The following is a 24,841-nucleotide window of genomic DNA, read 5'->3' as shown; positions in this document are numbered from 1 at the left end:
GGGCAGACGAAGCGTTTGACGACCCCTATCCGGTCGCACACCTTGCCCATTCAGCCTAGAGGGATGCTTGGCATGAACCGCCGCGAATTCGTCGCTTCCACCGCCGCCTCGGCGTGCGCGGCCGCCGCCTCCCCCGCCCTCGCCCGCCCTGGAGCCCAGATGTCGCCTGTCCCGCCCGTCGCCAAGAAGATCCCGGTCACCCTCGAGCAGCTGGGGCGCACCCGGACCGACGACTATCAGTGGATGAAGGACGACAACTGGCAGGCCGTCCTGCGCGACCCGACCTTGATCAAGGCGGACGTCAAGGAGCACCTGGAGGCCGAGAACGCCTATCGCGAGGCCATGATGGCCGCGACCCTGCCGCTGCAGGAGCAGATGTTCCAGGAGATGCGGGGCCGGATCAAGGAAGACGACAGCTCCGTGCCCAGAGCCGATGGGCCGTGGGAGTATTTCGTCGAGTACCGGACCGGTGATCAGCATCCGCGCTACATGCGGGTCGAGCGGCAGGGAACGTTCGTCGTCGACGGCGAGACCGTGACGAAGAATTTCATCGCCGCCCCGACGCCGCAGCTGCTTCTGGACGCCAACGTCCTGGCCGAGGGCAAGGCCTATTCCGAGGTCTCGGCCGCCGAGCACAGCCCGGATCACACCCTGTTCGCCTATGCCGAGGACGCCCAGGGGTCGGAAGTCCATCAGATCTACGTCCGCGATTTGCGCACCGGCGAACTGCTGCCCGATCCGATCCAGTCGGCGAACGGCAACTTCGCCTTTTCGCCGGACAGCCATTGGATCTTCTGGACCAACAGGAACGAGAACGGCCGGCCGGACAAGATCTTCCGCCGGCCGTCGCGCGGCGGCGAGACCACCCTCGTCTACGAGGAAGAAGACGAGGGCATGTTCCTCGGCATCGAGCGCAGCTCGGACGACCGGTTCATCCTGATCGGAATCCAGAACCAGGAGACGTCGGAGGTCCGCTACATCCCCGGCGACGCCCCGACCTCGGAGCCGCGCGTGCTGGCCGAACGGATCGTGGCCCAGCGCTATGACGCGGATCACTGGGGCGACCGCTGGGTGATCCGAACGAACGCCGACGACGCCATCGACTTCAAGATCGTGGAGGCCCCGACCGCCTCGCCGGGACGCGACGGCTGGACCGACCTGGTGCCGCACACGCCGGGCCGCTTCATCGAGGGCGTGGCCCTGGTGAAGGACTTCCTCGCCCGTCAGGAGCGCGCCGACGCCAATACGAAGATCGTCATCCGCGACCGCGCCGGCGCCGAGCACGAGATCGCGGTCGACGAGCCCGCATATGCCCTGTCACTGGCGGGGGCGTCGGAGTTCGAGACGACGACCATGCGCTATGGCTACAATTCGCCGTCCACGCCGACCTCGACCTACGACTACGATCTGGCGACGCGCGAGCGGGTGCTAAGAAAGGTGCAGGAGGTGCCTTCGGGGCATGATCCGGCCGACTATGTGGTGGAGCGGCTGAACGCCCCGGCCGAGGACGGTCAGCTGGTGCCGGTGACAGTGCTCCGTCGACGGACCACGCCGGTCGACGGATCGGCGCCGCTGCTGCTCTATGGCTACGGCTCCTACGGCATCCCGATGGCGGCCAGCTTCTCGACCGGGCGGCTGTCGCTGGTGGATCGGGGCTGGATCTACGCCATCGCCCATATCCGGGGCGGGTCGGACAAGGGCTGGGGCTGGTTCCTGGACGGGAGGAAGTTCAAGAAGAAGAACACCTTCACCGACTTCACGGCCGCCGCCGATCACCTGATCGCGCGCGACTACGCCCGTGCCGGGAACATCGTGGCGCAAGGGGGGTCGGCAGGGGGCCTGCTGATGGGGGCGGTGACCAACATGCGGCCGGAGCTCTGGGCCGGAGTGATCGGCCAGGTGCCGTTCGTGGACGTGATCAACACCATGTCGGACGTCTCCCTGCCCCTGACGCCGCCCGAGTGGCCCGAGTGGGGCAATCCGCTCGAGGACCCCGAGGCCTACGACTACATGATGAGCTACAGCCCCTATGATCAGGTCTCGGCCAAGGCCTATCCGGCGATCCTGGCGACCGGGGGGCTGTCCGATCCGCGCGTGACCTACTGGGAGCCGCAGAAGTGGGTGGCCAAGCTGAGGCCCGCCACGACCTCGGGCAATCCGGTTCTGCTCAAGATCAACATGGAGGCGGGCCATGGCGGCGCGTCCGGCCGGTTCGACTACCTGAAGGAAGTCGCACACGACTACGCCTTCGCGGTCTGGGCCATAGAACGGGGCTGGGAACGGGAGTGATCCGCGACGCCGCTGCTTCCGATCTGCCCGCCATCACGGCGCTGTATGGGCGCGAGGTGCTGGGTGGGACGGCCACGTTCGAACTGGACCCCCCGTCGCCAGCGGAGATGACGGCGCGGTTCGAGGCGGTGGCCGCCAAGGGCCTGCCGTGGCTGGTGGCGGACCTCGACGGCGCATTCGCGGGCTATGCCTACGCCTCGCCGTTTCGACCGCGTCCGGCCTATCGCTATGGCGTGGAGGTCTCGATCTATGTCGAGGAGGCGGCGCGGGGCCAAGGGGTCGCACGCGCCTTGCTGACGGCGCTGATCGAGCGGGTTCGCACGATGGGTCTGCGCCACCTGATCGCGGCGATCAGCGACAGTGCGACGAGCGCCGCGTCGATCGCCCTGCATGAGAGGATGGGTTTCAAGGCGGCCGGACGCTATGCCCAGGTCGGCTGGAAGTTCGATCGCTGGCTGGACGTCCATCTGATGCAGCTCGACCTCGATCCGGCCGGCGGGCCGCCGGCGTCGCCGGGTCTTCAGCTGGGCGGCGGACTGGCCTGAGGTTCAGTGCGGGGCAATGTCGGCAGGCGGCGTGGTGAGCCACGGGGCCAGGCGGAAACGGCGGGGAGGCTGACCCACCGTCCGGTGCAGGATGAACTGCTGGGCGAAGGCGACGACGGCCTTGATGGTCTGGGCGTCGAAGGGCTTGCACACCGCGCCAAGCGCGCCGGCGAAACCTTCCGGAATCTGCTCCGGATTGGCGGTCAGGAAGACCACCGCCGTTCCATGGTCAGCGACCAAGCGCTGGGCGATCTGGGGCCCTGTCATCCCGTCCAGCAGATTGACGTCGACGAGAGCCAGGGCGGGACGCTCGCGCTCAGCCACGGCGAAGGCCCCGGCCCGGTCCATGGCGCTGCCTACCACGTCGCAGCCGAGGTCGTTCAGGACGAGCTCGAGCTCCATCGCCAGAATGGCCTGATCCTCGACGATCATCACACGAAGATCGGACAGTTCCTGAACCAACAAAGCGCATCCCCCGGCCCGATCAACGTTACTGTGTCGGTTACCGAACACAGGCAACGCGCGCTTGGTGATTTGGTTCGCGCGCCGTAAGTGAAAAGCCTGTCATCTAGCGGCGTGGGGGCCGAATGACCGCGGACGCGGACTTGCGCATCGCCGAACTCGAACGTCGCCTGATCGGTGGCTATGAGCTGTTGCAGGCGCTCGTCGGCATCCGGCTGCGAAGCGTCGCGGACCCGGAGAGCCGCCGCCATCTGACCTGGCTGAGCGATGTGGTCGCCGCCATGGGGCTGATGACGCGACGGTCGACCGCGGGCGGGCCGGTAGATTTCTCGGCCTATCTGGATGATGCCGCAGGGTTCTGGCGCCGGGCCTGCGAGGACCGGGCGATCCGGATCGACATTCGGGCGGGAGCCGCCGACCTGCCCGAAGGCCATGCCCTGCCGCTGGCCATCATCCTGCACGAGCTGATGTCCAACGCCGTGCGTCACGGTTTTCCGGACGGGCGGCGCGGGTCGATCGCGGTGGCCTATTCGCGGGCCAGCGACGGCGTCAGCCTGGTCGTTCGCGATTCCGGCGTCGGCGCGGCGGACCTGGCCAAGGGGGATGGACTGGCGCTGGTCGAGGGGTTGGTCGACCATCTGGGAGGCGCGATGAGCGTCGAGACCGCGCCGGGGTCGGGTGTCGGCGTTCGCATCCGTCTGCCGATCCGCAGCGACAAACCGCACTGAGCCGACTGCGGAGCCCCCTCGCGGCCCGTGCTCATCGATGTCGGGGAGTGAGGCGGTGGCTGGGGAACTAGGACTCGAACCTAGAATGACGGTACCAAAAACCGGAGTGTTACCATTACACCATTCCCCAGCAGGACCGGCGTAGCCCGGACCTGTCGGGCCGGGAGGGCGGTCAGATACGCCATGCCCCGTAGCGATGCAACACCCGCTTTCGGGACAATTTCCGCCGCCGCCAGAACGGCGCTTGCGGCCCCGGAACCCCGTCGCTATAAGCCCGCCTCCAAGTCGGAGTGTGGCTCAGTCTGGTAGAGCACTGCGTTCGGGACGCAGGGGTCGCAGGTTCGAATCCTGCCACTCCGACCATCTTTCCCGAGATCGAAAAGCGGACCCCGCCTCAGTCATAGAGACCGGGGCGGTAGCGATCCTCAAGCTGTTCGACCCACGGGCCATTGCGGTCGTCATCGAGCCGGTGAAGCGTCAGACCGCCGCCCAAAAGCCGTCCTTCGATGTAGAGCAGTCGCGCCAGCGGCTGGCTGCCGTTGTCGTAGAGAACGATGTCGCCCTGGTCGTTACCGTAGTAGCGGATGGTGTCGAACCGGCGCGGACAATTGGTGCGCGCCACGCCCCGCATACCGAAAATCCCGCCCCTGTCGCGCAGGGTGAGGACGCAGTCGGACGCGTCCTGGCTGCCGTCGTCCAGCTGCCACTCCCCGAAGACCTCGGCCGTCTCGCGGACGGGGTTGGCGCGGTTCGCAAGCGCGATAGCTTCGGCCGACGGCGCGGGACGGGAGGCGTTGGCGATGGCACCCGCCAGCGCGCCAACGGCGGCGTTGGCGTCGAAGCTCATCGAGGAACTGCGCGACCGGGTTGTGGTCGTGGTCCTGTTGCCTTCCCGCTCCACCGTCGTGGTCGTTGTCGTGTTGGTACTGGATTGGGCCAGCGCGGGGCCGGCAAGAGCGATTGCGCCCAGCGCGATCGCAGCGGCAAAACGAGCGAACATCAACTCCTCCAAAGCAATACCCTCGACGGTAGCGTTGCGATGGGCAGCGATCAATGTTCCGCGGCGATGCGCCCCAGTCGCGCTCCGACCTGCTCGATCAGGCGGTCGCCGAGCAGCCGCCGACGGGCCAGCAGCTCGGGCGAACCCACGTCGTAGTCGGCCATCAGGCGGCGGACGAAAGACCCATCGCGCACCTCGCCCAGCACATCGTCCATCGCGTCACGCGAGGCCTCGCCGATCACGCGCGGGCCGGTCAGGTAGGCGCCGTATTCGGCGGTGTTCGAGATCTTGGCGAAGGCTCCGGCGACGCCGCGCTCGAACATCAGGTCGGTGACCAGCTTGACCTCGTAGAAGCATTCGAACCAGGCGACCTCGGGCGGATAGCCGGCCTCGACCAGCTTCATGAAGGCCGCGTCGATCAGCTCCGCCACGCCGCCGCACAGGACCACCTGCTCGCCGAACAGGTCGCTCTCGCACTCGGCGGCGAAGGTGGTTTCCAGGATGCCCTTGCGGCCGCAGCCGAGCGCGGCGGCGTAGGACAGGCCCAGCGCATGGGCGGCGCCGGTCGCGTCCTGATGCACGCCGAACAGGCAGAAGACCCCCTCCCCGGCCTCATACAGGTCGCGGATGCGGGGGCCGATCCCCTTGGGCGAGGCGAGGATGACGTCGAGGTCGGGGCGGGGCTGGACCAGGCCGAAGCGGACCGACAGGCCGTGGGCGAAGATCAGCGCAGCACCCGGCCGGATCTTCGGCTCGATCTCGCGGGTCCAGAGGTCACGGTGGGCCTCGTCCGAGACCATGACGGCGACCACGTCGGCCTGCGCTGTCGCCTCGCCGGCGGTCAGGGCGACGAAGCCGTCGGCCTGGGCCTTCGCGCGGGTCGGCGAGCCGGGCTTCAGGCCGACGACGATGTCCGTCACGCCGGAATCCCGCAGGTTCAGGGCATGGGTGCGGCCCTGGCTGCCGTAACCGATGACGGCGACGCGCCTGCCCCGAATGATCGACAGGTCGCAGTCCTTCTCCTTGAAGACAGGCAGGGGGGCGGGCGTTAGGGTCTGGCTCATGACCGCCCTTCTAGCGCCATCGGACGTCGTCGGCTTCTGGAAAGGGGCCGGGCCCAACCGCTGGTACAAAAAGTCGGACGCCTTCGACGCCGAGGTGCGCGAGGCGTTGGGCGAGGCGCATTTCGCTGCGGCCCGGCGCGAGCTGGACGGCTGGATGGCGACGGCGGAGGGGGCGCTGGCCCTGCTGATCCTGCTGGATCAGGTTCCGAGGAACATCTTCCGGGGCTCGGCCCACCAGTTCGCGACAGATCCACTGGCGCTGCTCTTCTGCAAGGGCGGGATCGCGGCCGGTTATCCGGCGGCGTTCGAGCCCGAGCTGCGGCAGTTCCTGCTGATGCCGTTGATGCACTCCGAACGCCTGGCCGATCAGGACGCCCTGCTGCCCCTGGTCGCCGACATGCCTGAGACGCTGAAATTCGCCCACATCCACAGGGACATCATCGTGCGGTTCGGGCGGTTCCCGCATCGGAATGCGCCGCTGGGGCGAGAGACGACGGTCGAGGAGCAGGCTTTCCTGGATAGCGGCGGGTTCGGCGGCTGAGCCTTTCTGTGGGCAACCGAATCACGCCGCTGCCATTGTCGCGAATCACCGGCACACTGACGGAATGAACGCCATGGCCGCCCTCGCCGATCTTAAGGACCGCACCGGAGCGCAAGCCGGCGCGCCCGCCGATCATCCCGAGTGGCAGTATCTGAACCTGCTGCGCGACATCCTGGAGACCGGCGCAAGGCGGGACGACCGGACCGGCACGGGGACGCTGGGCGTGTTCGGTCGCCAGATGCGGTTCGACCTGTCCAAGGGCTTTCCGCTGCTGACGACCAAAAAGCTGCATCTGCGCTCCATCATCGTGGAGCTGCTGTGGTTCCTGCGCGGCGAGACCAACATCCGCTGGCTCAAGGAGAACGGCGTCAGCATCTGGGACGAATGGGCCGACGTCGAGGGCGAGCTGGGGCCGGTCTACGGCAAGCAGTGGCGGTCATGGGCCGCGCCGAACGGCCAGTCGATCGATCAGATCGAGCGCCTGATCGAGGGGCTGAAGACCAATCCGAACAGCCGCCGCCACATCGTCTCGGCCTGGAACCCGGCCGACATCGAGGACATGGCGCTGCCGCCTTGTCATTGCCTGTTCCAGTTCTTCGTCGCGGACGGCAAGCTGAGCTGCCAGCTGTATCAGCGATCGGCGGACGTTTTCCTGGGCGTGCCGTTCAACATCGCGTCGTATGCGCTACTGACGCACATGGTGGCCGAGGTGACGGGGTATGAGCCGGGAGAGTTCATCCACACCTTCGGCGACGCCCACCTGTATCTGAACCATGTCGAGCAGGCGGAACTCCAGCTGACCCGCCAGCCCCTGCCGCTGCCGACCATGACGATCGCGCCGCGCACCGATCTGTTCGCCTTCGAGCGCGAGGACTTCGTGCTGGACGGGTATCAGGCATGGCCCCATATAAAAGCAGTCGTCTCGATCTAGGGAGAACGCCATGGCCGCAGGCAAGCATGTTGTTCCTCGTCCCCACGGCGAGTGGGCCGTCCGTAACAGTGGGGCGGCCAAGGCGACGCGCGTGTTCGATACGCAGGCGGAGGCCATCAAGTTCGGGCGCAGCGCGGCGCGCAAGGAAGGCGTCGAGTTCTACGTTCACCGGAAGGACGGGACGATCCGCGAGCGTGACAGCTATCGCAGCGACCCGTTCCCGCCGAAGGGCTGAGGCCGATCGGCCTTGGCCTTCGAGACTAACGTATTCATCAACTGTCCCTTTGACCGGGACTACCTTTCGCTGCTTCGTCCCATCGTCTTCTGCGTCTACCGGCTGGGCTTTCAACCGCGGATCGCCTCGGAGCGACTGGATGGAGGCGAGCCTCGCATCGAGAAAATCATCGAACTGATTGAGGGGTCGAAGTACGCCATCCACGACCTCTCACGAATCAAGGCTCGGAAAGCGGGCGAGCTCTTTCGCCTCAACATGCCGCTGGAACTGGGGCTCGACATCGGTTGCAAGCGATTCAAGGGCGATGACGCTGGACCTTGGCGCGCCAAAAAGTGCCTCATCCTTGAAACGGAGCGATACCGCTATCAGGCCGCGCTCTCGGACCTGTCCAACTCTGACATCGCGGCCCACGGCGACGACCCGCTGGAGGCGTTCACGGCTGTCCGGGATTGGCTCGAACAGGAGGCTCGACTGAACGCCGACGGCCCCGCGCGTTTGTGGGACCAGTTCACGGACTTCATGGCCGACAACGACGAGGCGCTGTTGGCACGCGGCTTCTCGCGGCGGAACATCGACGATCTGCCGCTTTCGAGTCTCATGCGAAGCATGGAAGCCTGGGTGGAGACGCATCGCTGATGACCCTCCCCCACATCGCCATCGTCGTCGCGCGGGGGAAGAATGGCGTGATCGGCCGGGACGGCGATCTGCCGTGGCGGCTGCGCTCAGACCTACAGCGGTTCAAGGCGATCACTCTGGGCAAGCCCTGCATCATGGGGCGAAAGACCTGGGAGAGCCTGCCGCTCAAGCCCCTGCCCGGCCGGCTGAACCTGGTGCTGTCCAGGGACGAGTCGTTCGAGCCGAAGGGGGCAGTGCCGGTCACCCGGTTCGATGAAGCCATTGAGATCGCGCGCGAGCAGGCGGTCGAGGATGGCGCGGATGAGGTCTGCGTCATCGGGGGCGTGGCCCTGTTCGAGCTGGCCCTGCCGCGCGCCAAACGGCTCTACCTCACCGAGGTCGAGGCGGAGCCGGAGGGCGACGCCTGGTTTCCGGCCTTCGACGAAAGCCTGTTTGTCGAGACGGCCAACGAACGACATGATGCGGGCGAGAAGGATGAGCACGCCTTCGTCTTCCGCATTCTGGACCGCCGCTGAGAGCAGGAGCCCTCCCCCATGCTGACCTCCACCACCAATGACATCACCGGCCATCGCGTCGTGCGCCATATCGGTGTTGTCCGAGGCGTGACCGTGCGGTCGCGCAACGTCGTGTCCGACGCCATCGGCGGGGTCCAGTCGATGCTGGGCGGACGCGTGGGGGCCTATGTAAAATTGGCCGAAGTGGGCCGGCAGGAGGCGTTCGATCTGCTGCTCGAGCACGCTCGGGCGGCCGGGGGCAACGCAGTGCTGGCGATCCGCTACGAGTCCAATGAGATCATGCCTGGCGTCACCGAAGTGCTGGCCTACGGAACCGCTGTGGTGGTCGAAGGGGCCTGAGGCATCGTCTCGGGAGGCATCGCATCGGTGCCGCACAGCCGGTCCCAGAAGCGGAAGTAGAGCCCGAAGTTCGTCTTCATATGTGTGTGATGGCGGCTGTGGTGGGTCGCGGTGATCAGCTGTGACCCGATGCGGCCGCGCACCCAACGCTGGGGCCACATCTCCCAGCCGCAGTGGTTCATGACGGCGGTGGCGGTCATGACGGCCAGCAGCACCGCCAGCATCCAGATGTTCAGCGGGATCACAAAGGCCAGAAGCGGCAGGAGCCAGGCCGTGAGAGCCGCCTCGGCCGGGTCGAAGGCGAAACTGGCGAAGGGGCTGGGGTCGCGGGCGCGGTGATGGGCGGCGTGGGCCCAGCTGAATAGCCGCCGGTCATGCAGCAGGCGGTGCGTCCAGTAGTAGTGGGTGTCCTGGATGATCAGCAGCGCAAAGAAGCTGACCGGCAGCCACCACAGGGGCCACGCCGTCGGATCGACGTAGATCATCGTGCCGCCCGCCTTCCACGCCTCCAGGGCGATGGCCGTGGGGAAGGCGTAGATCGGCGTCGACAGCAGCGAAAACCTGATCTCGTGCAGCATCAGCCGACGCGACGGCCGCTCGCGGTTCAGCCGGGTGCCGACGCCGGACGCCCTGCCCCAGACGGCCCACCAGACGGCCCCCGCGATCAGCAGATAACGCGCCCCGATGATGAGGCTGAGCCAAAGCGTGGAAACCAGGACGCCCGCGACGGTCATGGAGTCAGACTAGGTCGCTTCCCGGGCGCTGGCGAGCGTCAGGTCTGCGACCAAAGGTCGAGCCGGGCGGCGATCGCGGCGGCGAAGCCGTCAAAGCGGGCCGAGATGTCGCCCTCCGCGATCGGCGCGCCGGCATCGGCGGCTTGGCGAACCGAGGCATCAAGCGGAAGGTCGCCCAGATGGGGGACGCCGAGACGGCCAGCCTCGGCCTTCGCCCCTCCCCGGCCGAAGACATCGCCCGACATGTTCTCGATCAGGCCAAGCGTGGGGACATTCACACGCTGGAACAGGGTGTGGGCGCGACGGGCGTCGGCCAGCGCCACCTCCTGCGGCGTCGAGACGATGACCGCGCCGTCCAGCGGCGTCTTCTGGATCAGGGTCAGCTGCACGTCGCCTGTGCCGGGCGGGAGGTCGACGACGAGAATGTCGAGCGGCAACTCGGCCGTACCCCATCGGGTCTGGGTCAACATCTGGGTCAGGGCCTGGGACGCCATGGGGCCGCGCCAGACCATGGCGTCCTCGGCCCTGGTCAGGAGGCCCACCGACATGGCCTTCAGGCCGTGGGCGGTGTGCGGCTCCATCAGGCCGTCGCGGTAGTCGGGCTTGCCGGACAGGCCCAGCATGGTCGGCAGGCTGGGGCCGTGGACGTCGGCGTCGAGGATGCCGGTGGAGAGGCCCGCGCGGGCGAAGGCGGCGGCGAGGTTGACCGACACCGTGGACTTGCCCACCCCGCCCTTGCCGCTGGCCACGGCCAGCACGCGGCGGACGTGGGCGGGGCGATCGGTCGGGACCGGGGCGCGGGGGCGGGTCTGGTCGACGGCCTCCTTGGTCAGAGACGCCTTGCGGGCGGGGGGGGCTGCCTCGGCGGTCAGGATGACGGACACGCGCTCCATGCCCGGCATGGCCTTCAGCGCGGCCTCGGCGGCGTCGCGGACGGGGGCGTAGGCGGAGACGGCGGCGGCGGGAACCTCAATGACGAAACCCGCGCGGTCGGTGGCCACTGTCAGGCCCTTGGCGACACCGGCCTCGATCAGCCCCTGGCCCGTGGCGGGATCGGGGATGGCGTTCAGGACGGCTTCGACGGCGGCGCGGTCGATCAAGGTGGGCTCCGGCGGGGTTGCGAGGCGTGGTTGCGGGTTCGGGACGCGCGTTCTATCCGCAGACCCAGCCGCAAGCGAGCGTTCCGTGCCCCGCACCGCCCCCATCACCCTGATCGCCGGACCGACCGCCTCGGGCAAGTCGCGGCGCGCGCTGGAGATGGCCGAGGCGACGGGCGCGGCCATCCTCAATGCCGACAGCCAGCAGCTTTATGCCGACCTGCGCATCCTGTCGGCGCGGCCGTCGGCGGAGGACGAGGCACGGGTTCCACATCACCTGTATGGCGTCGCCGACGCGGCCGAGGCCTGGTCGGTCGGGCGCTGGACGCGGGCGGTGATGCCGCTGCTGGCCGAGCTGAAGGCGATGGGGCGACCGGCGTTGTTGGTCGGCGGGACGGGGCTGTATTTCTCAGCTCTGACAAAGGGGTTGGCAGACATTCCGGAGGTGCCGCCCGAGGCGCGCGAGGAGGCGCTGGCGCTCTACGACACCGAGGGGGAGACGGCCTTCCGGCTGCGTCTGGCGACCTTCGACCCGCCCGCCGAGGCCGCCATTGAGAGCGGCGACCGCCAGCGCCTGACCCGCGCCTATGCCGTGGCGCGGGCGACGGGACGATCCCTGTCGGACTGGCGCGCCGCGACCCGGCCTCTGCTGGCGCCGGGAAGCTATGACCGGCTGGTGATCGAGCCGGAGCGGGCCGCGCTCTATGCCGCCTGCGACGCGCGGGTGGACGCCATGATCGTAGCGGGCGCGCTGGAGGAGGTGCGGGCTCTGATGGCGCGAGGGCTGGACCCTGCCCTTCCCGCCATGAAGGCCGTTGGGGTGCGCGAGCTGGCGGCCTACCTGGCGGGCGAGACGACCCTGGCGGACGCCACGGCGGCGATGAAGCAGGCCACGCGGAACTATGCCAAGCGGCAGCTGACGTGGTTCAGGAACCAGTGCGGGGATTGGCCTCGCAGCTGAGACCTGGCTGGCATTGGCAACGATCCTGGTGAGTCGTTACCCCGACCAGCGCGTCCAGATGACGTCGTAGCGGCGGTTCTGATGTTCGGTGGCGAGGCGGTTCTGGGCGTTGGTCGCCTGGGTGCGGTCGGGCTCGGACCAGCACAGGGCACCGGGGCTGGAGCCGGTGGGACCCCACCGGGCGGTCACATGGGCCCGGAACGCCAGCTGGTAGTCCATCGAGCGCTCATAGTCGCCGCCGAACACCGCCGAGTGAAACACCCGGTTGTTCGTCAGGTCCTGGAGGATGCAGTAGAGCTGGTCCGGCGTCTGGGCCAAGCCGGGCGGAGGGACGGGAGCGGCGTCCAAAGGGCCTGCAGCGATCAGGCACAGAGCCACAAGGCCGTATCGCATTTTCGATCGCCTCATGATCAATCGCCCAGAGTTCCTGACAAACCGCGTCCTTGTCGGCGAATGCAACCTTGTTCGAATATCAGAGGCATGCAAGCCTTTCCGCGCTTTCAGCGATTTAGGGTGCGTCCAATGAGGCTCATGAGCGCGATCTTGGCGGGCGGCATCGTCACTGCGGCGTCGGCAGAGGCCGCTCAGGCTCAGGACGAAGCCATCTGGGTCTCGTGCGCCGTTCCGGCCGGCGAGCAATATCAGGGGCCTCACCTCGCAGGCACCTTTCGGATCGGCGACAATACTTTCAGACAGCTCGACCCATCAACGGTATCGCTGCGTGAAGACTACTGCGTTTCCACCGACGTCGTGATTTCGGAGTGTCGTTTATCCGAGGACGAGTTCGTGATGGTGCGCCGCGTCGTACACCCCAACTTGGCCGGCCAGGTCTACGAAGACCGCATAGATCGACGAACGGGACGAGCCTCCTCATATGACATCTGGCAAGGTGTCCGGCGCGGGCCTCTTGTGACGGTGTGCCGAGGCGTTGCCGATCCCCGGCCATCGAACCAGTTCTGACGGCGGCATCATCATGCGAACCCTGACGACCAGAGCTCTGATTTCTATCCAGGCGGTAATCGGCTGTGTTGCTCTGGCTGGGGCCGCTCAGGCTCAGAACGCAGCCATCTGGATACAGTGCGAGCGTGTTCCGGCTTCGGCGACTGGCCGCTTCACGGGTGCCTTCGAGGGCGTCTGGCAGATCGGTGAAGGCTTGATGCGGCGCTACGATCCGTCGACGCGCATGCTGGAGACCAACGGCTGTGACGGTGGGGCCCGATGCACGCTGACGGCAGACGAGTTCACCCATGACTACAGTCCGGGTCTGTACCGGCTGCAGGGGCGGATCGACCGCCGGACCGGGCAGGCCCAGATGAGCCTGAACCATTTCGACAGTCCCGAGGTGTCCGGCAGCAACGACAGCATCTGCCGCGGGACGACCGATCCCCGTCCGGCGGCCCGGTTCTGATCGGTGATCGCTAGCGCAGCATCCAGCTCAGCAGCAGGAGCACGAACAATCCCGCGCTGACCGCCTGCCAGAAACGCACCGGCTCGCGCTCCATCAGGGACAGGTCGCGGCGGGGTGGGACGGCGGCGGCGCTGCCGGCTTCGAGGACGTGGATCAGTTCCTCGACGCTGTCGAAGCGGTCGGCGGGGTCGACCGACAGGGCGCGCAGGATCGCGGCCTCCAGCCAGGCGGGCATGTCGGGGCGGTGCTGGGTCGGGCGGGTCGGGCGGTCGAAACGGATGCGGCTGAACTCCGTCTCCTGGCCGGAGGGATAGTCGCCGGTGAAGAGGCGGTAGAGGGTGACGCCCAGGGCGTACTGGTCGGTCAGGGCGTCGCCGAGGTTGCCCGCGAACATCTCCGGCGCCTTGTAGCCGGGCGTGCCGGGGGCCTCGGCTTCGGCGAACTCCTCCACGCGCGGCAGGCGGGCGACGCCGAGATCGATCAGTTTCAGGCCGCCGTCCGCTTCCAGGATGACGTTGTCCGGCTTGATGTCGCGGTGGGCGACGCCGAGGCGATGCAACGCCGCCACGCCCTTTGACAGGCGGATCGCGATGTCGAGACCCGGCGCGATATCAAACGGTTCATCAGCGATCTTCGCATGAAGCGTGCGGCCGACGTAGAGCGGCTGGGCGATGTAGAGGCCGCTCTGGCGGCCGGGTTCGAGGCTCAGGGTCTTGCCGACGAAGGGGCTGTCGATACGGCGGCCGATGAAGCTCTCGCGCAGAAAAGCCCCGCGCGCGCCGCGCTCGGACGTCAGAGCGGGCTTGGGGAACTTGAGCACGAGGCGGTCGCCGCCCTCCCCGTCCCGGGCGGCGAAGACGCGGGTGTATCTGCCGTCGGACAGCAGGCGTTCCAGCACGAATCCGTCGATGCGGTCGCCGACGCTCGGGACCGGCAGGATCGGCAGGCCGGCGGCCTCGGCCCAGATGGCGTCCTGATCGACCGCGCCCGGCCGGATGACGTCGATGACGATGGCGGTGGCGTTGTCGCGGGTCTCCGCCTCCCCCGCCGCCGCGACGATGGCCTGGGCGTCGGCCTCGGGCGAGGCGCGGCGAGCGAGCAGGCGGCTCAGCTCGGCTTCGGGCACGACGCCGTGGACGCCGTCGGTGGTCAGAAGCAGCCGGTCGTGCGCCTTCAGCGTCACCGCGCGGGTGTCGAGCCTCAGGTCCGGTTCGATGCCAACCGCGCGATACAGGACGTGGCTGAGGCCGGGCTGGGCCAGGACGTGGTCCTCGGTCAGCGACGTCAGCACCCCGTCGCGGAAGTGCCAGGCGCGGCTGTCGCCGACGTGAAGCACCGTCGCTTCTCGTCCGCGCAGGACCAGCGCGGTGAAGGTGGTCGCCGCCCCCGCCATGTTCGGATCGGACCGACCCTTGGCATGGAGCCAGCGATTGTAGCCGGACAGGGCCGCGACGCCCGCCGCAGCCACGCCCTTCAGCGGATTCTGGTCGACGTAGGCGTCGATGAAAGTCCGACACGCGAGCTCCGAGGCGATGCGCCCGGCCTTGGACCCGCTGACCCCGTCGGCGACCAGGGCCACCATGCCGTGCAGCGCCTGTTCGGACGGCGGGCCGATGTGGACAGCGCCGAAATCCTGATTGTCCGCCCGCGGCCCCTGCGCCGTGGCGAACCCCGCCGCGATCTGAAGCCGTGCGTCCGCGCCCATCGTGGATCCCCCTGCGTGCAAGGAGACGTCGTTTCGTAACTTGGAAGCAAGAGCCTTGGCACCTATATTGGTCCCGCCGGGGCTTCGGTCCCGGCTATGGCGATAAACGCGCTTGTAATAAGCGGACCGGACCCGGGTGCGATTCCCGGCGGCTCCACCAATCTCTTCCGCGTTATCGGCGGAACTCTGCGGGGCCGACTAGCATCGACGGACGTGTAAAGAGGTTGCTTTCGCCCGTCCTGGCCCACCGTATCGGGCCTTTAAACTACCTGCGAACGATAACTTCGCTGAAGAAGTCCGCCTCGCCGCGTAATGCGGTTCGGTTGATTTCGAACACTTAAGCCCTGGGGGTTCAGATCCCCAGGCGGGGCCCGCCGGCGCCTGGCAACAGAAGCCGGCACTTTCCCTCATTCCCATCTTTCGCCCGCCGCGCGTGGCCGCTATCAGTCGCCTCCAGTGAGGGTTCCATGGCCGACGACGCCCAGCCGATCGACGAGATGCAGTACGAGAAGCTCGCGCAGGACGCCCTGCGCGGAGTGATCCGCGCCGCGCTCGAACGCGCCGCCAGCCCGCAAGGCATTCCGGGTGCCCACCATTTCTATATCACCTTCAAGACCCGGGCCCCTGGCGTATCGGTGCCGCCCGACGTGGTGGCCAAGTATCCCGACGAGATGACAGTCGTCCTCCAGCACCAGTACTGGGACCTGGCGGTCGAGCACGACCTGTTTTCGGTGATGCTTAAGTTCGGCGGCATGCCCAAGGTGCTGACCGTGCCCTACGTCGCCGTCACGCGGTTCTACGATCCGAGCGTGCAGTTCCTGCTGCAGTTTGAGGCCCCCGAGATCGCGCCCCAGACCGTGGCGGAACTGCCCGCGCCGCCGAAGCGGACCGAGCCCGCGCCGTCGGGCGAAGAGGGCCCCAAGGTCGTCTCACTGGACCAGTTCCGCAAGAAGTAGGCTTCACGGCCACACAGGGCGCGCTAACCTCCGGTCACCGGTTTCGGAGACGCCCGTGGTCAGAGCCCTCGTCATCGTTCTCGTCTGGTTGGCGGCAGGGTCCGCGCACGCCCAGAGCCGTTTCGACGGCTGGGCCTCGGCCATCATCGCCGCGGACTGGCGCACCAGCGCGGGCGAACCGATCCAGGCTTTCGACAACGCGCGACGTGACCTGACGTCCGGGTTCCTGGCCGCGGGGTTCAGCCGCGCGGACATGGTCGATGTGACGCTGAGGCCCGACGCGCAGCCGGTCACAACCGCCCAGGAGGCCATCTACCGGATCGCCGAGGCGACGGCGCGGGCGCCGAGCGGATGCCTGATCTACATCACCTCGCACGGCGTGCCGCGGGAGATCGTCTTCGGCCCCGACGTCCGGCTGACGCCACCGACCCTGGCTGGCCTTCTGAGGAACTGGTGCGGCGAGAGACCGACAGTGCTGGTGCTATCGGCCTGTTTCTCGGGCTCCTTCATCGACGGGCTGGCGGGTCCCAACCGGATGATCCTGACGGCGGCGCGGCATGATCGCGCGTCATTCGGGTGCAGCGAGGATGCGGTCTATCCCTATTTCGACGGCTGCGTGATCGAGGCGTTGCCCACGGCGACGGACTTCATCGCGCTGGGCAACGCCGTGCGGTCCTGCGTCAAGGATCGGGAGGAGGCGGAGGGGTTGAGCCCGGCGTCGGAGCCGCAGGTTTTCATCGGGGCCAACATGCAACTGCTGGTGCCGACGCTACAGTTCAGCCGCCCGTCATCCTGACACCAAGGTGGCAGCAGCCTCGCGCCATCATCGACGCCCATCGACAAGGAGAGCACGATGCTGACCGGAGCCTGCCACTGCGGCGCGATCCGCTATGAAACCGCCGATGAGGCGATCCATCACGCCCTGTGTCACTGCATTGATTGCCGAAAGGCCGCCGGAGCGCCCGCCGTCGCCTGGGCTTTGGCTCCCGCTGATCAGGTCAGGATCACAGGCGAGCCGGTCTGGTACGCCTCGTCCGAGCATGGGCGGCGGGGGTTCTGCGGGGTTTGCGGGACGGGGCTGTTCTACACCAACGAGGTCATCTTCCCGGGCCAGATCGACGTGCAGAGCGCCACTCTGGACAGTCCCGACGCCATACCTCTGCAGGGCCAGATCCAGACGGCGGAACGCATCGGCTGGATGGGTCATCTGGATCGTTTGCCGGCGTTCGAACGCTATCCGGGTCCGTCCGAGGCGCCCTGACGCGGGAAGGCGCGGATGGTGATGCGTTCGCGCTCGCCCTCGCGCCGCTCGACGAGAAGCCGCGCCACCTGGGCGTCGTCGTGAAACAGATAGCCCTTGATGGCGTCCAGCAGGGCCTTGGCCAGGTTGTCGAGGTCCATCCAGGGCGGCTCGCCGACATGCTCCATGACGATCTCGACCACGAAGTCGCCATAGGACGGCCGCGCCCCGCGCCACTCCTTGCGGAAGAATTCGTAGATCAGCGGCTTGTAGTATTTCGCCTGCGTCGTCAGGCCGTCGATCATGACGACGACGGAGGCCCCCTCCTCCCGCGCGCGGACCTTGCCGGAGACGATCCAGTCTGAGGTCACGCGCGTCCGCCTTGCCCGGTCATGGCTCCGTGCTACACGCCTGCGCATCTTCCCGCCACGCCTTCGCGAGTCCTGACGACCATGACCGACGTCCGCACCGAGACCGACACCTTCGGCCCCATCGAGGTCGCCGCCGACCGCTACTGGGGCGCACAGGCGCAGCGCTCACTGGGCAACTTCAAGATCGGCTGGGAGAAGCAGCCCCTGCCGATCGTGCGGGCGCTGGGCATCGTCAAACGCGCGGCGGCCGAGACCAACATGGCGCTGGGCCGGCTGGACCCCGCCATCGGCAAGGCCATCGTCCAGGCGGCCGATGAGGTCATCGAAGGCAAGCTGAACGACCACTTCCCCTTGGTCGTCTGGCAGACGGGCTCGGGCACCCAGTCGAACATGAACGCCAATGAGGTGATCTCGAACCGGGCGATCGAGCTGCTGGGCGGCGAGATGGGATCGAAGCAGCCGGTCCACCCCAACGACCACGTCAACATGAGCCAGTCGTCCAACGACACCTATCCGACCGCCATGCACGTGGCCTGCGCCGAGGAAGTCGTGCACCGCCTGCTGCCGGCGCTGGCCAAGCTTCGGAACGCGCTGAACGACAAGGCCGAGGCGTGGAAGGGCATCATCAAGATCGGCCGCACCCACACCCAGGACGCCACGCCCCTGACGCTGGGCCAGGAGTTCTCCGGCTACGTTCAGCAGGTGACCAAGGGCATTGAACGTATTGAACAAACCCTGCCCGACCTGATGCAGCTGGCCCAGGGCGGAACCGCGGTCGGGACGGGCCTGAACGCGCCGATCGGCTTCGCCGAGGGCGTGGCCGAGAAGATCGCCCAGATCACCGGCCTGAACTTCACCACGGCGCCGAACAAGTTCGAGGCGCTGGCCGCCCACGACGCCATGGTCATGAGCCACGGGGCGATCAACACGGTGGCCGCGTCGCTGTTCAAGATCGCCAACGACATCCGTTTCCTGGGCTCGGGGCCCCGCTCGGGCCTGGGCGAGCTGGCCCTGCCGGAGAACGAGCCCGGGTCGTCGATCATGCCGGGCAAGGTCAATCCGACCCAGTGCGAGGCCTTGACCCAGGTCTGCGTCCAGGTGTTCGGCAACCACGCGGCGATCACCTTCGCCGGATCGCAGGGGCATTTCGAGCTGAACGTCTTCAACCCGGTGATGGCCTACAACTTCCTGCAGTCGGTGCGCCTGATGGCCGACGCGGCGGTCAGCTTCACCGACAACTGCGTCGTGGGCATCGAGCCGCGGATCGACAACATCCAGCGCGGCCTGAACAACTCCCTGATGCTGGTGACCGCGTTGAACGGCAAGCTGGGCTACGACGCCTGCGCCAAGATCGCCAAGACGGCGCACAAGAACGGCACGACCCTGCGCCAGGAAGCCGTCGGCGGCGGCTATCTGACCGACGCGGAATTCGACGAGGCGGTGCGCCCGGAGAAGATGATCTCCCCGGGGTGACGGATCAGGACCGGAAGAAGGCCAGCAGGTCGGCGTGGATGACCTCCGCATGGGTCGTGCACATGCCGTGGGGCAGGCCGGGATAGGTCTTCAGCGTTCCATGCTTGACCAGGCCGATCGCCAGGCGGGCGGAGTTGTCGATGGGGACGATCTGGTCGTCCTCGCCGTGCAGAATCAGGATCGGCACATCGATCGCCTTCAGGTCCTCGGTGAAGTCCGTCTCCGAGAACGCCTTGATGCAGTCGTAGTGGGACTTGGCCGACCCGGCCATGCCCTGACGCCACCAGTTGTCGATCGTCGCCTGGATGACCGTCGCGCCCGGACGGTTGAAGCCGTAGAACGGACCCGAGGCCACCTCGCGATAGAACGCCGCGCGGTTGGCGGCCAGAGCCGTGCGAAACCCGTCGAACACCTCGAGCGGCAGGCCGTTCGGATAGGCCTCGGTCCTGAGCATGATCGGAGGCACGGCGCCGATGATCACGGCCTTGGCGACCCGGCCGGCCCCGTGGCGGGCGACATAGCGGGTGACCTCGCCGCCGCCGGTTGAATGGCCGACATGGATAGCGTCGCGCAGGTCGAGCCGGGCCGCCAGATCGGCGACGTCGGCGGCGTAGGTGTCCATCTCATTGCCGTCGAAGGTCTCGCCCGACCGGCCGTGGCCGCGACGGTCATGGGCGATGACGCGATAGCCCTGGGCCAGGAAGAACAGCATCTGGGCGTCCCAGTCGTCGCCGCTCAGGGGCCAGCCGTGGTGGAACACGACTGGCTGGCCGGAGCCCCAGTCGCGGTAGAACATCTGGGTGCCGTCTCTCAGGGTCGCATAGGGCATGGCCGCCTCCTGCTCCGCTGTGACGCCCGGTGCCGAGGATCGGAACCATCGCGCGGCGGAAAAGACAGACTACCAGCGCCGCGCCACGCTTCAGTGACAGCCGCCGAGAGACGTCAGGGCTTGTCGCGGATCGTTGCGCCGACGGGGGCGAGCGCCAACTTGGCGAGCTCCAGGTCCTTCAGGGCGAAGGGGATGCCGATGATGGAGATGAACTCCGCCACCGCGATCAGCAGGTGCGACAGGGCGATGTACCAGCCGGCGAAGACGAACCAGATGACGTTCAGACCGATGCCGAAACAGCCGATCCCCTGCCCCTCGGCCTCGCCGGCCCACACGACCTCGCGACCGAACGGCCAGAAGGAGTAGCTGGCGATCCGCCATGCGGCTTTGGTCCAGGGCAGGCCGACGATGGTGATGGCCAGGATCGCGCCACCCAGAAGCCACAGCAGGCCACTGATCCAGCCGCCGAAGATGAACCACAGGATGTTGAGGATCAGGCGGATCAAGGCTTTCGTCTCCCCGTCGGCCGAACGCCGACCGTCTCAAGATAAGAGAAAGCCCCGCCGTTCGCAGCGGGGCTTTCCGTGAATTCGCAGTAAGCCGATGGCTAGTGCTTCTCGGTCCAGCGCGACTTGGCCTCGTCGGCGGTCAGGGTCAGGCGCACCTTGTCGTCATCGACATAGTCGACCCAGCTGACCGGGATCATGTGGTGCTTGAAGCCGGCGGCGAGATCGAGCTTGGCCAGTTCGATCTGGTCGCCGAGCACATGATCGACGCGGCCGACATGATGTCCGTCCGAGCCGATGACTTCCTGGTGTTCCTGGATGAGGGTGGGGTCTACCATGAGGCGTCTCCTGTGCGTTCGGGGAGACAGGGAAACGCCGGGACCGACCGGCGGTTGCGAGGTCGAGATGGGCGAGATCATCAACCTGAACCGCGCGCGCAAGGCTCGTGACAAAGCCGAGGCCAGGGCGACAGCCGCCGCCAACCGCGCCGCCCACGGGCGTACCAAGGGCGAAAAAACGGCCGCCGACGCAGAGCGCGCGCGCATCCAGCAGCTGCTGGACCAGTCCAAGCGCGAGGACTGACATGGCCGGCTCGTCCGATCCGCGCCGCCACAGCCTGATCGCCCTGATCGCCCTGCGGCGCGCCAAGGCCATCCGGGAGCGCGAGCAGCGCGAGGCCGCGAAGACCGGGTCCGAGCCGAAGCCGAAGAAGAAAAGCTGGTTCGGCTAGTCCGCCCGAGGGGCGCGCGTCAGGAGCACCTGCCCTGCCAGCACGAGCGCCAGGCCGACCGCCGCCGCCCAGCCAAAGCGGGCGTCCTCGAACACGGCCGAGACCAGCATGGCGATGGGCGGAGTGAGGGCCGAGATGTAGCTGGCCAGAGCATAGCCCCGCGCCTTGGCCACGGCGAAATAGGTGACGAAGGCGATGACCGAGCCGAACACCGCCAGATACAGCAGCGAGATGACATAGCCGGGGCTGGGGTCGATGGTGAAGTGCGCGCCGGTGGCCAGGCCGAACAGGGCCAGCATGGCCGTGCCGTAGGCCATGGCCCAGGCGGTCTGGGGCAGGATGGCCGAGCCCGCCTGCTGGCCGCGCCAGGAGAAATAGTTGCCGACGGCGGAGCTGAGCACCGCGAGCAGCGCCAGGCCGATACCGATCAGGGCCTGCCGATCCAGCCCGTCGCCCAGGGCTTCTCCGCCCGAGAGAACGGCGACACCGACGATGCCGAGCGTCGCCCCGATCCAGGCCGCGCGATGCGCCTTCTGGCCGACGACGAGGCGAAACAGCACCAGGTTCAGAAAGGCCAGGCTGGCGAAAACGACGGCGACGATGGCCGAGGTGACGTTCTCCTCCGCCGCGTAGGTGAAGGAGTAGCTGACCGCGAAGACAAACGCCCCCTGCCCCACCGCCGCGAGGTGTTGAGCGCGGGTCAGGGCCAAGGACCGGCTCGTTACGGCGCATCCGGCGAAGATCAGAAGCGCCGCGAGGCCGAACCGCCAGGTCAGGGATGCGGCGGGATCGACGCTGCCCAGTTGCCAGGTGATGGCGTACCAGGTCGTGCCCCAGATGACGGCGCAGACGATCACGCCCGCGACGGCGAGCGTCCCTGCGGACGGTCTTACGAATGACGGAAGCGACACGGAACGACCACGGGGAGGAGAACAGACGACCCCGCTTGCGCCGATCCTTGGCACGTTGCAATCGCGCCAACCCTGGTTGCCGACAAAAATCAGGCGCGGAGTTTCAGAGCCGCCTTATCCGCCTCGGGCACGGCGGCGTAGATCGTCGGCGGCCGGATTCCCAGCCGCGCCCGCGCCGTCTCCAACGGTTCGGCGAACAGGGCCTCGTAATCGAGCGCCGGCAGCCATTGGGCGGCGCGGCCATTCTGCCACGCCTGCCAGACCGCGCGCCGCGCGGGGATGGAGCGGTTCTCGCGCCGGATCTCGCGGGCCGCGCCCCAGCCGATGAAGGCGAAGCCGAGATTGCGCGTCTGGCCATAGGAGAAGCTGACCACGCAGGCCTCGCCGAGGGCATCGGTGCCGTAGCCGGTCAGGACGTGCCAGATGTCGTGGATGTCGCGCAGGCGGCGGGAGTACCAAACAACCGGGTGGGGCGCGTCGATCTCGGGCGCCACCTCGCGCGCGGTCTCGGCCAGGCCGTCAGCGGTGAAGCCTCGCGCCTCGCGGAACGCCCGGTACTCGCCGCCAACGGTGCCCGGCTCGAACCGGGAGAGCCAGGCGTGGTCGTCCAGCCGTTGCGCCAGCTCCTGGCGCAGAAAGGCCTGACGTCCGCCCTCGACGGTGCGGAGCATGCGGTTGTAGCCTCGCGCGCCGGAGTCTCCCGTCAGGGCGCGCATGATCTCGAACACCTGGGCGGTGTCTTCCTTGTCGCGGATCAGGCGGTTGAAGGCCTTCAGCGCCGTGAGCGGCCGCAGCCGCTGGGGCGCGATCGGCTGGAAATCGTCGGGATAGACGGCGGCGTCCATCGTCATCGGTTACATCCGGCTGAGAGGCCGATAGTCTATCGCAACCCACGTCCACGCCAAGCGGTCATCGGAGTTCGATCTTGCTCAAGAAGCGCTCTGTCGTCCTGGCCGGCCACGCCACCTCGGTCGCGCTCGAGCCCGAGTTCTGGGCGGTGCTGGACCGGGTGGCGGCCGAGCGCGGTCTCAGCCAGGCGGGTCTGCTGGCCTGGATCGACGAGACGCGGGGGCGGCGGTCTCTGGCCTCGGCGTGTCGGCTGCTGGCGCTGTCGCATGCGGCGCAGCCCATGCCGCGCAGCCATCACTGACGCCCACGAAAAACGGCCCCGGATCGCTCCGGGGCCGTAGGTGTGCTTTTCGGAAGCGAAGACCTATCCGGCCCGCGCCTCCAGACTGGTGATCTCCTCCTTGAGCCGGAGCTTTTGTCGCTTCAGCTCCCTGACCTGCAACTCATCCACGGAGGGTCGGCCGAACTCGCGCTGAATGGTCTCATCCAGCATGCGGTGACGGTTTCCCAATTCGCGGATACGAGCTTCTATGGTCATGGCTTGCGCCTCCATGTCTAAGGGACGAGGGTAGTGAGCGCCCGGATTGACGACTTGGGGAATCACGTTTCGGTGACGCAAGACGTTGTTATCCAAACATCCGGACCCAGACTTTCCTCATCAGCAGCCTCCCCTCGAAAATGGACCAAGTTGTGAACGGAGCCGCACCGTCCCCGCGACGCCTTGTCGTCGGCATTTCCGGCGCGTCGGGCGTGGTTTACGGTGCTCGCGTGCTGGATGCGCTGAACGAACTGGGGGTCGAGAGCCACCTAGTCATCACTCGTGCCGCGCTGCTCACTTTGTCGCAGGAGACTGAACTCTCTCCGGATGATCTCACGGCAAAGGCCAGCGTGGTTCACCGGCTCAATGACGTCGGGGCGACGATCGCCTCGGGTTCGTTCCGGACGCTGGGGATGATCGTGGCCCCCTGCTCCGTGCGGACCATGAGCGAGATCGCCACCGGCGTGACCTCCACCCTGCTGACCCGCGCCGCCGACGTCGTGCTGAAGGAGCGCCGACCTCTGGTGCTGATGGTGCGCGAGACGCCGTTCCACCTGGGACACCTGCGCACCATGACGGCTCTGGCCGAGATGGGCGCGACCATCGCCCCGCCCCTGCCGGCCTTCTACGCGCGGCCGGGGTCGATCGCGGAGATGGTGGACCAGTCGGTCGGGCGGGCGCTGGACCTGTTCGGACTGGATTGGCGCTCCGTGCGGCGTTGGGAGGGGCTGAAGGGTCCGGCGGTCGCGGAATGAGCGGCTTCTGGGACTGGGCGCTGGCCGCCTATCGCCGGCCGGGCGTGTCAGAGGCCTGTCTGACGCTACAGGATACCCACGGCCAGAACGTGCCGCTGCTGCTATGGGCGGCGTGGACGGCGGCGACGGGGCGGGCGCTGGACGAGGAAGCCATTGAAGCCGCCTGCGACGCGGCGCGGGCCTGGGACGGCGCGGTGGTGGGGCCTTTGAGAGCCATTCGGCGCACCTTGAAGGGTCCGATTCCGGACATCGGAGACGCGGGCCGGGAGGCTCTGCGAGATCAGATCAAGGCCGTCGAACTGGCCGCCGAACGCGCTCTGATGGCTCATCTGGAGGCGCTGGTTCCTGAGAGCGGTGGCCCGCCGACGGCGACACTGGACGCCCTCGTGGCCGTCGCCCGCGTCTGGACCCGCGTCGTGCCGCGCCCCTCCCTGGCCGCCCTCGCCGAACGCCTTCCGGCGTGAGAGCGGCTGGAGTATAAGCCCGCCTTCGC

35 protein-coding genes, 2 tRNA genes and 1 other RNA gene are annotated in these 24,841 nt (G+C 67.6%); 23 read left to right on the top strand and 15 right to left on the bottom strand.

Annotated elements, in window-relative coordinates; genetic code table 11:
- Window positions 1-72: 72 nt before the first annotated feature.
- Window positions 73-2,289 (top strand): S9 family peptidase, encoded by a 2,217-nt coding sequence (locus tag Q333_RS0104650; protein ID WP_029415576.1) that lies wholly within the window; start codon window positions 73-75, stop codon window positions 2,287-2,289.
- A complete protein-coding gene (locus Q333_RS0104645) occupies window positions 2,286-2,834 on the top strand; it encodes a GNAT family N-acetyltransferase (RefSeq protein WP_029415575.1) in 549 nt (182 codons plus the stop codon). Before Q333_RS0104650 ends, Q333_RS0104645 begins: the two co-directional genes overlap by 4 nt.
- A 3-nt stretch (window positions 2,835-2,837) precedes the next feature.
- On the opposite strand, the gene Q333_RS0104640 is transcribed toward Q333_RS0104645, so the two are convergent.
- Window positions 2,838-3,296 (bottom strand): response regulator, encoded by a 459-nt coding sequence (locus Q333_RS0104640; protein ID WP_051651115.1) that lies wholly within the window; start codon window positions 3,294-3,296, stop codon window positions 2,838-2,840.
- Between the two features lie 125 nt (window positions 3,297-3,421).
- On the opposite strand from Q333_RS0104640, the gene Q333_RS0104635 reads away from it, so the two are divergent.
- Window positions 3,422-4,024: a sensor histidine kinase gene (locus tag Q333_RS0104635; protein WP_029415573.1), complete on the top strand. Its 603-nt coding sequence runs from the start codon at window positions 3,422-3,424 to the stop codon at window positions 4,022-4,024.
- Between the two features lie 56 nt (window positions 4,025-4,080).
- On the opposite strand, the gene Q333_RS0104630 is transcribed toward Q333_RS0104635, so the two are convergent.
- A tRNA-Gln gene (locus tag Q333_RS0104630) sits at window positions 4,081-4,154 on the bottom strand.
- A gap of 156 nt (window positions 4,155-4,310) precedes the next feature.
- On the opposite strand from Q333_RS0104630, the gene Q333_RS0104625 reads away from it, so the two are divergent.
- Window positions 4,311-4,387, top strand: a tRNA-Pro gene (locus tag Q333_RS0104625).
- 31 nt (window positions 4,388-4,418) lie between these two features.
- Here the strand turns inward: Q333_RS0104625 and Q333_RS0104620 are convergent.
- On the bottom strand, window positions 4,419-5,078 hold the full coding sequence (locus Q333_RS0104620; RefSeq protein ID WP_157072361.1) for a hypothetical protein: 660 nt from the start codon (window positions 5,076-5,078) through the stop codon (window positions 4,419-4,421).
- A complete protein-coding gene (gene ilvC, locus Q333_RS0104615) occupies window positions 5,075-6,088 on the bottom strand; it encodes a ketol-acid reductoisomerase (protein ID WP_029415571.1) in 1,014 nt (337 codons plus the stop codon). Before ilvC ends, Q333_RS0104620 begins: the two co-directional genes overlap by 4 nt.
- Here ilvC and Q333_RS0104610 point away from each other — a divergent pair.
- The 6 genes from Q333_RS0104610 to Q333_RS0104585 all read left to right on the top strand — a co-directional run bounded on the left by Q333_RS0104610 (window position 6,087) and on the right by Q333_RS0104585 (window position 9,285).
- Window positions 6,087-6,629 (top strand): DUF924 family protein, encoded by a 543-nt coding sequence (locus Q333_RS0104610; protein WP_029415570.1) that lies wholly within the window; start codon window positions 6,087-6,089, stop codon window positions 6,627-6,629. The genes ilvC and Q333_RS0104610 overlap by 2 nt on opposite strands.
- 73 nt (window positions 6,630-6,702) lie before the next feature.
- Window positions 6,703-7,560 carry a thymidylate synthase gene (locus Q333_RS0104605; RefSeq protein ID WP_051651131.1) on the top strand — a complete coding sequence of 286 codons (858 nt, stop codon included), beginning with the start codon at window positions 6,703-6,705 and terminating at the stop codon, window positions 7,558-7,560.
- 10 nt (window positions 7,561-7,570) lie between these two features.
- Window positions 7,571-7,795, top strand: coding sequence for a DUF2188 domain-containing protein (locus tag Q333_RS0104600; RefSeq protein WP_029415568.1), 225 nt, complete (start codon window positions 7,571-7,573; stop codon window positions 7,793-7,795).
- A 12-nt stretch (window positions 7,796-7,807) separates the two neighbouring features.
- Entirely contained in the window at window positions 7,808-8,431 is a 624-nt protein-coding gene (locus Q333_RS0104595) for a hypothetical protein (protein ID WP_029415567.1), read from the top strand.
- Window positions 8,431-8,946 carry a dihydrofolate reductase gene (locus Q333_RS0104590; RefSeq protein ID WP_029415566.1) on the top strand — a complete coding sequence of 172 codons (516 nt, stop codon included), beginning with the start codon at window positions 8,431-8,433 and terminating at the stop codon, window positions 8,944-8,946. The genes Q333_RS0104595 and Q333_RS0104590 overlap by 1 nt, the downstream gene beginning before the upstream one ends.
- A gap of 18 nt (window positions 8,947-8,964) precedes the next feature.
- Window positions 8,965-9,285, top strand: a complete 321-nt coding sequence (locus Q333_RS0104585; protein WP_029415565.1) for a YbjQ family protein — start codon at window positions 8,965-8,967, stop codon at window positions 9,283-9,285.
- On the opposite strand, the gene Q333_RS0104580 is transcribed toward Q333_RS0104585, so the two are convergent.
- Window positions 9,252-10,019, bottom strand: coding sequence for a sterol desaturase family protein (locus Q333_RS0104580; protein ID WP_051651114.1), 768 nt, complete (start codon window positions 10,017-10,019; stop codon window positions 9,252-9,254). The two genes, Q333_RS0104585 and Q333_RS0104580, sit on opposite strands and share 34 nt — an antisense overlap.
- Window positions 10,020-10,057: 38 nt before the next feature.
- Window positions 10,058-11,119: an Mrp/NBP35 family ATP-binding protein gene (locus Q333_RS0104575; RefSeq protein ID WP_029415563.1), complete on the bottom strand. Its 1,062-nt coding sequence runs from the start codon at window positions 11,117-11,119 to the stop codon at window positions 10,058-10,060.
- 85 nt (window positions 11,120-11,204) lie between these two features.
- Here Q333_RS0104575 and miaA point away from each other — a divergent pair, with 85 nt between their 5' ends.
- Entirely contained in the window at window positions 11,205-12,077 is an 873-nt protein-coding gene (gene miaA / locus Q333_RS0104570) for a tRNA (adenosine(37)-N6)-dimethylallyltransferase MiaA (RefSeq protein WP_029415562.1), read from the top strand.
- A gap of 36 nt (window positions 12,078-12,113) precedes the next feature.
- Here miaA and Q333_RS0104565 read toward each other — a convergent pair whose 3' ends face one another.
- On the bottom strand, window positions 12,114-12,485 hold the full coding sequence (locus tag Q333_RS0104565) for a hypothetical protein (protein WP_157072360.1): 372 nt from the start codon (window positions 12,483-12,485) through the stop codon (window positions 12,114-12,116).
- A gap of 123 nt (window positions 12,486-12,608) precedes the next feature.
- Here Q333_RS0104565 and Q333_RS0104560 point away from each other — a divergent pair, with 123 nt between their 5' ends.
- Together Q333_RS0104560 and Q333_RS17570 are read left to right on the top strand one after the other, a co-directional pair.
- A complete protein-coding gene (locus tag Q333_RS0104560; RefSeq protein ID WP_157072359.1) occupies window positions 12,609-13,037 on the top strand; it encodes a hypothetical protein in 429 nt (142 codons plus the stop codon).
- A 13-nt stretch (window positions 13,038-13,050) separates the two neighbouring features.
- On the top strand, window positions 13,051-13,485 hold the full coding sequence (locus tag Q333_RS17570) for a hypothetical protein (protein WP_157072358.1): 435 nt from the start codon (window positions 13,051-13,053) through the stop codon (window positions 13,483-13,485).
- Window positions 13,486-13,495: 10 nt separating this feature from the next.
- On the opposite strand, the gene Q333_RS0104550 is transcribed toward Q333_RS17570, so the two are convergent.
- Window positions 13,496-15,190: a bifunctional protein-serine/threonine kinase/phosphatase gene (locus tag Q333_RS0104550; RefSeq protein ID WP_029415558.1), complete on the bottom strand. Its 1,695-nt coding sequence runs from the start codon at window positions 15,188-15,190 to the stop codon at window positions 13,496-13,498.
- A gap of 36 nt (window positions 15,191-15,226) precedes the next feature.
- Here Q333_RS0104550 and ssrA point away from each other — a divergent pair.
- The 4 genes from ssrA to Q333_RS0104535 all read left to right on the top strand — a co-directional run bounded on the left by ssrA (window position 15,227) and on the right by Q333_RS0104535 (window position 17,407).
- Window positions 15,227-15,592, top strand: a transfer-messenger RNA (tmRNA) gene (gene ssrA / locus Q333_RS17260).
- A 65-nt stretch (window positions 15,593-15,657) separates the two neighbouring features.
- Window positions 15,658-16,146: an SspB family protein gene (locus tag Q333_RS0104545; RefSeq protein WP_029415557.1), complete on the top strand. Its 489-nt coding sequence runs from the start codon at window positions 15,658-15,660 to the stop codon at window positions 16,144-16,146.
- Window positions 16,147-16,201: 55 nt separating this feature from the next.
- Window positions 16,202-16,942: a C13 family peptidase gene (locus Q333_RS0104540; RefSeq protein WP_029415556.1), complete on the top strand. Its 741-nt coding sequence runs from the start codon at window positions 16,202-16,204 to the stop codon at window positions 16,940-16,942.
- 57 nt (window positions 16,943-16,999) lie between these two features.
- A complete protein-coding gene (locus Q333_RS0104535; protein ID WP_029415555.1) occupies window positions 17,000-17,407 on the top strand; it encodes a GFA family protein in 408 nt (135 codons plus the stop codon).
- Here Q333_RS0104535 and Q333_RS0104530 read toward each other — a convergent pair.
- Window positions 17,380-17,691, bottom strand: coding sequence for a RusA family crossover junction endodeoxyribonuclease (locus Q333_RS0104530; protein ID WP_245591482.1), 312 nt, complete (start codon window positions 17,689-17,691; stop codon window positions 17,380-17,382). The genes Q333_RS0104535 and Q333_RS0104530 overlap by 28 nt on opposite strands.
- Before the next feature lie 147 nt (window positions 17,692-17,838).
- Between Q333_RS0104530 and fumC the strand changes: the two genes are divergently transcribed.
- Complete coding sequence (gene fumC / locus Q333_RS0104525) at window positions 17,839-19,230, top strand: class II fumarate hydratase (protein ID WP_029415553.1); 1,392 nt, start codon at window positions 17,839-17,841, stop codon at window positions 19,228-19,230.
- 4 nt (window positions 19,231-19,234) lie between these two features.
- On the opposite strand, the gene Q333_RS0104520 is transcribed toward fumC, so the two are convergent.
- From Q333_RS0104520 to Q333_RS0104510, 3 genes are all read right to left on the bottom strand, one after another.
- Window positions 19,235-20,059: an alpha/beta fold hydrolase gene (locus Q333_RS0104520; protein WP_029415552.1), complete on the bottom strand. Its 825-nt coding sequence runs from the start codon at window positions 20,057-20,059 to the stop codon at window positions 19,235-19,237.
- A gap of 113 nt (window positions 20,060-20,172) precedes the next feature.
- Window positions 20,173-20,565, bottom strand: a complete 393-nt coding sequence (locus Q333_RS0104515) for a YccF domain-containing protein (RefSeq protein WP_029415551.1) — start codon at window positions 20,563-20,565, stop codon at window positions 20,173-20,175.
- Between the two features lie 101 nt (window positions 20,566-20,666).
- On the bottom strand, window positions 20,667-20,903 hold the full coding sequence (locus Q333_RS0104510) for a DUF2171 domain-containing protein (RefSeq protein ID WP_029415550.1): 237 nt from the start codon (window positions 20,901-20,903) through the stop codon (window positions 20,667-20,669).
- A 67-nt stretch (window positions 20,904-20,970) separates the two neighbouring features.
- On the opposite strand from Q333_RS0104510, the gene Q333_RS17255 reads away from it, so the two are divergent.
- Entirely contained in the window at window positions 20,971-21,147 is a 177-nt protein-coding gene (locus Q333_RS17255; RefSeq protein WP_084175736.1) for a DUF4169 family protein, read from the top strand.
- Between the two features lies 1 nt (window position 21,148).
- The gene (locus tag Q333_RS17565; protein ID WP_157072357.1) at window positions 21,149-21,295 is read left to right on the top strand and encodes a hypothetical protein; all 147 of its coding nucleotides are present in this window, start codon (window positions 21,149-21,151) and stop codon (window positions 21,293-21,295) included.
- Here Q333_RS17565 and Q333_RS0104495 read toward each other — a convergent pair.
- Both Q333_RS0104495 and Q333_RS0104490 read right to left on the bottom strand, forming a co-directional pair.
- Window positions 21,292-22,206, bottom strand: coding sequence for a DMT family transporter (locus tag Q333_RS0104495; protein WP_051651112.1), 915 nt, complete (start codon window positions 22,204-22,206; stop codon window positions 21,292-21,294). The two genes, Q333_RS17565 and Q333_RS0104495, sit on opposite strands and share 4 nt — an antisense overlap.
- Before the next feature lie 89 nt (window positions 22,207-22,295).
- Complete coding sequence (locus tag Q333_RS0104490) at window positions 22,296-23,057, bottom strand: Coq4 family protein (RefSeq protein ID WP_029415548.1); 762 nt, start codon at window positions 23,055-23,057, stop codon at window positions 22,296-22,298.
- 74 nt (window positions 23,058-23,131) lie between these two features.
- On the opposite strand from Q333_RS0104490, the gene Q333_RS0104485 reads away from it, so the two are divergent.
- Complete coding sequence (locus Q333_RS0104485) at window positions 23,132-23,356, top strand: ribbon-helix-helix domain-containing protein (protein WP_029415547.1); 225 nt, start codon at window positions 23,132-23,134, stop codon at window positions 23,354-23,356.
- Window positions 23,357-23,419: 63 nt separating this feature from the next.
- Here Q333_RS0104485 and Q333_RS16320 read toward each other — a convergent pair whose 3' ends face one another.
- Window positions 23,420-23,593 carry a YdcH family protein gene (locus Q333_RS16320; RefSeq protein ID WP_035293789.1) on the bottom strand — a complete coding sequence of 58 codons (174 nt, stop codon included), beginning with the start codon at window positions 23,591-23,593 and terminating at the stop codon, window positions 23,420-23,422.
- Between the two features lie 140 nt (window positions 23,594-23,733).
- Between Q333_RS16320 and Q333_RS0104475 the strand changes: the two genes are divergently transcribed.
- Together Q333_RS0104475 and Q333_RS0104470 are read left to right on the top strand one after the other, a co-directional pair.
- Window positions 23,734-24,348, top strand: coding sequence for a UbiX family flavin prenyltransferase (locus Q333_RS0104475; protein WP_029415546.1), 615 nt, complete (start codon window positions 23,734-23,736; stop codon window positions 24,346-24,348).
- Window positions 24,345-24,812 carry a TIGR02444 family protein gene (locus Q333_RS0104470; RefSeq protein ID WP_029415545.1) on the top strand — a complete coding sequence of 156 codons (468 nt, stop codon included), beginning with the start codon at window positions 24,345-24,347 and terminating at the stop codon, window positions 24,810-24,812. The genes Q333_RS0104475 and Q333_RS0104470 overlap by 4 nt, the downstream gene beginning before the upstream one ends.
- Window positions 24,813-24,841: the final 29 nt, after the last annotated feature.

The organism is Brevundimonas bacteroides DSM 4726, assembly GCF_000701445.1.
GTDB classification, from domain to species: Bacteria; Pseudomonadota; Alphaproteobacteria; order Caulobacterales; family Caulobacteraceae; genus Brevundimonas; species Brevundimonas bacteroides.
This window is presented reverse-complemented; position numbering and strand designations above follow the sequence as displayed.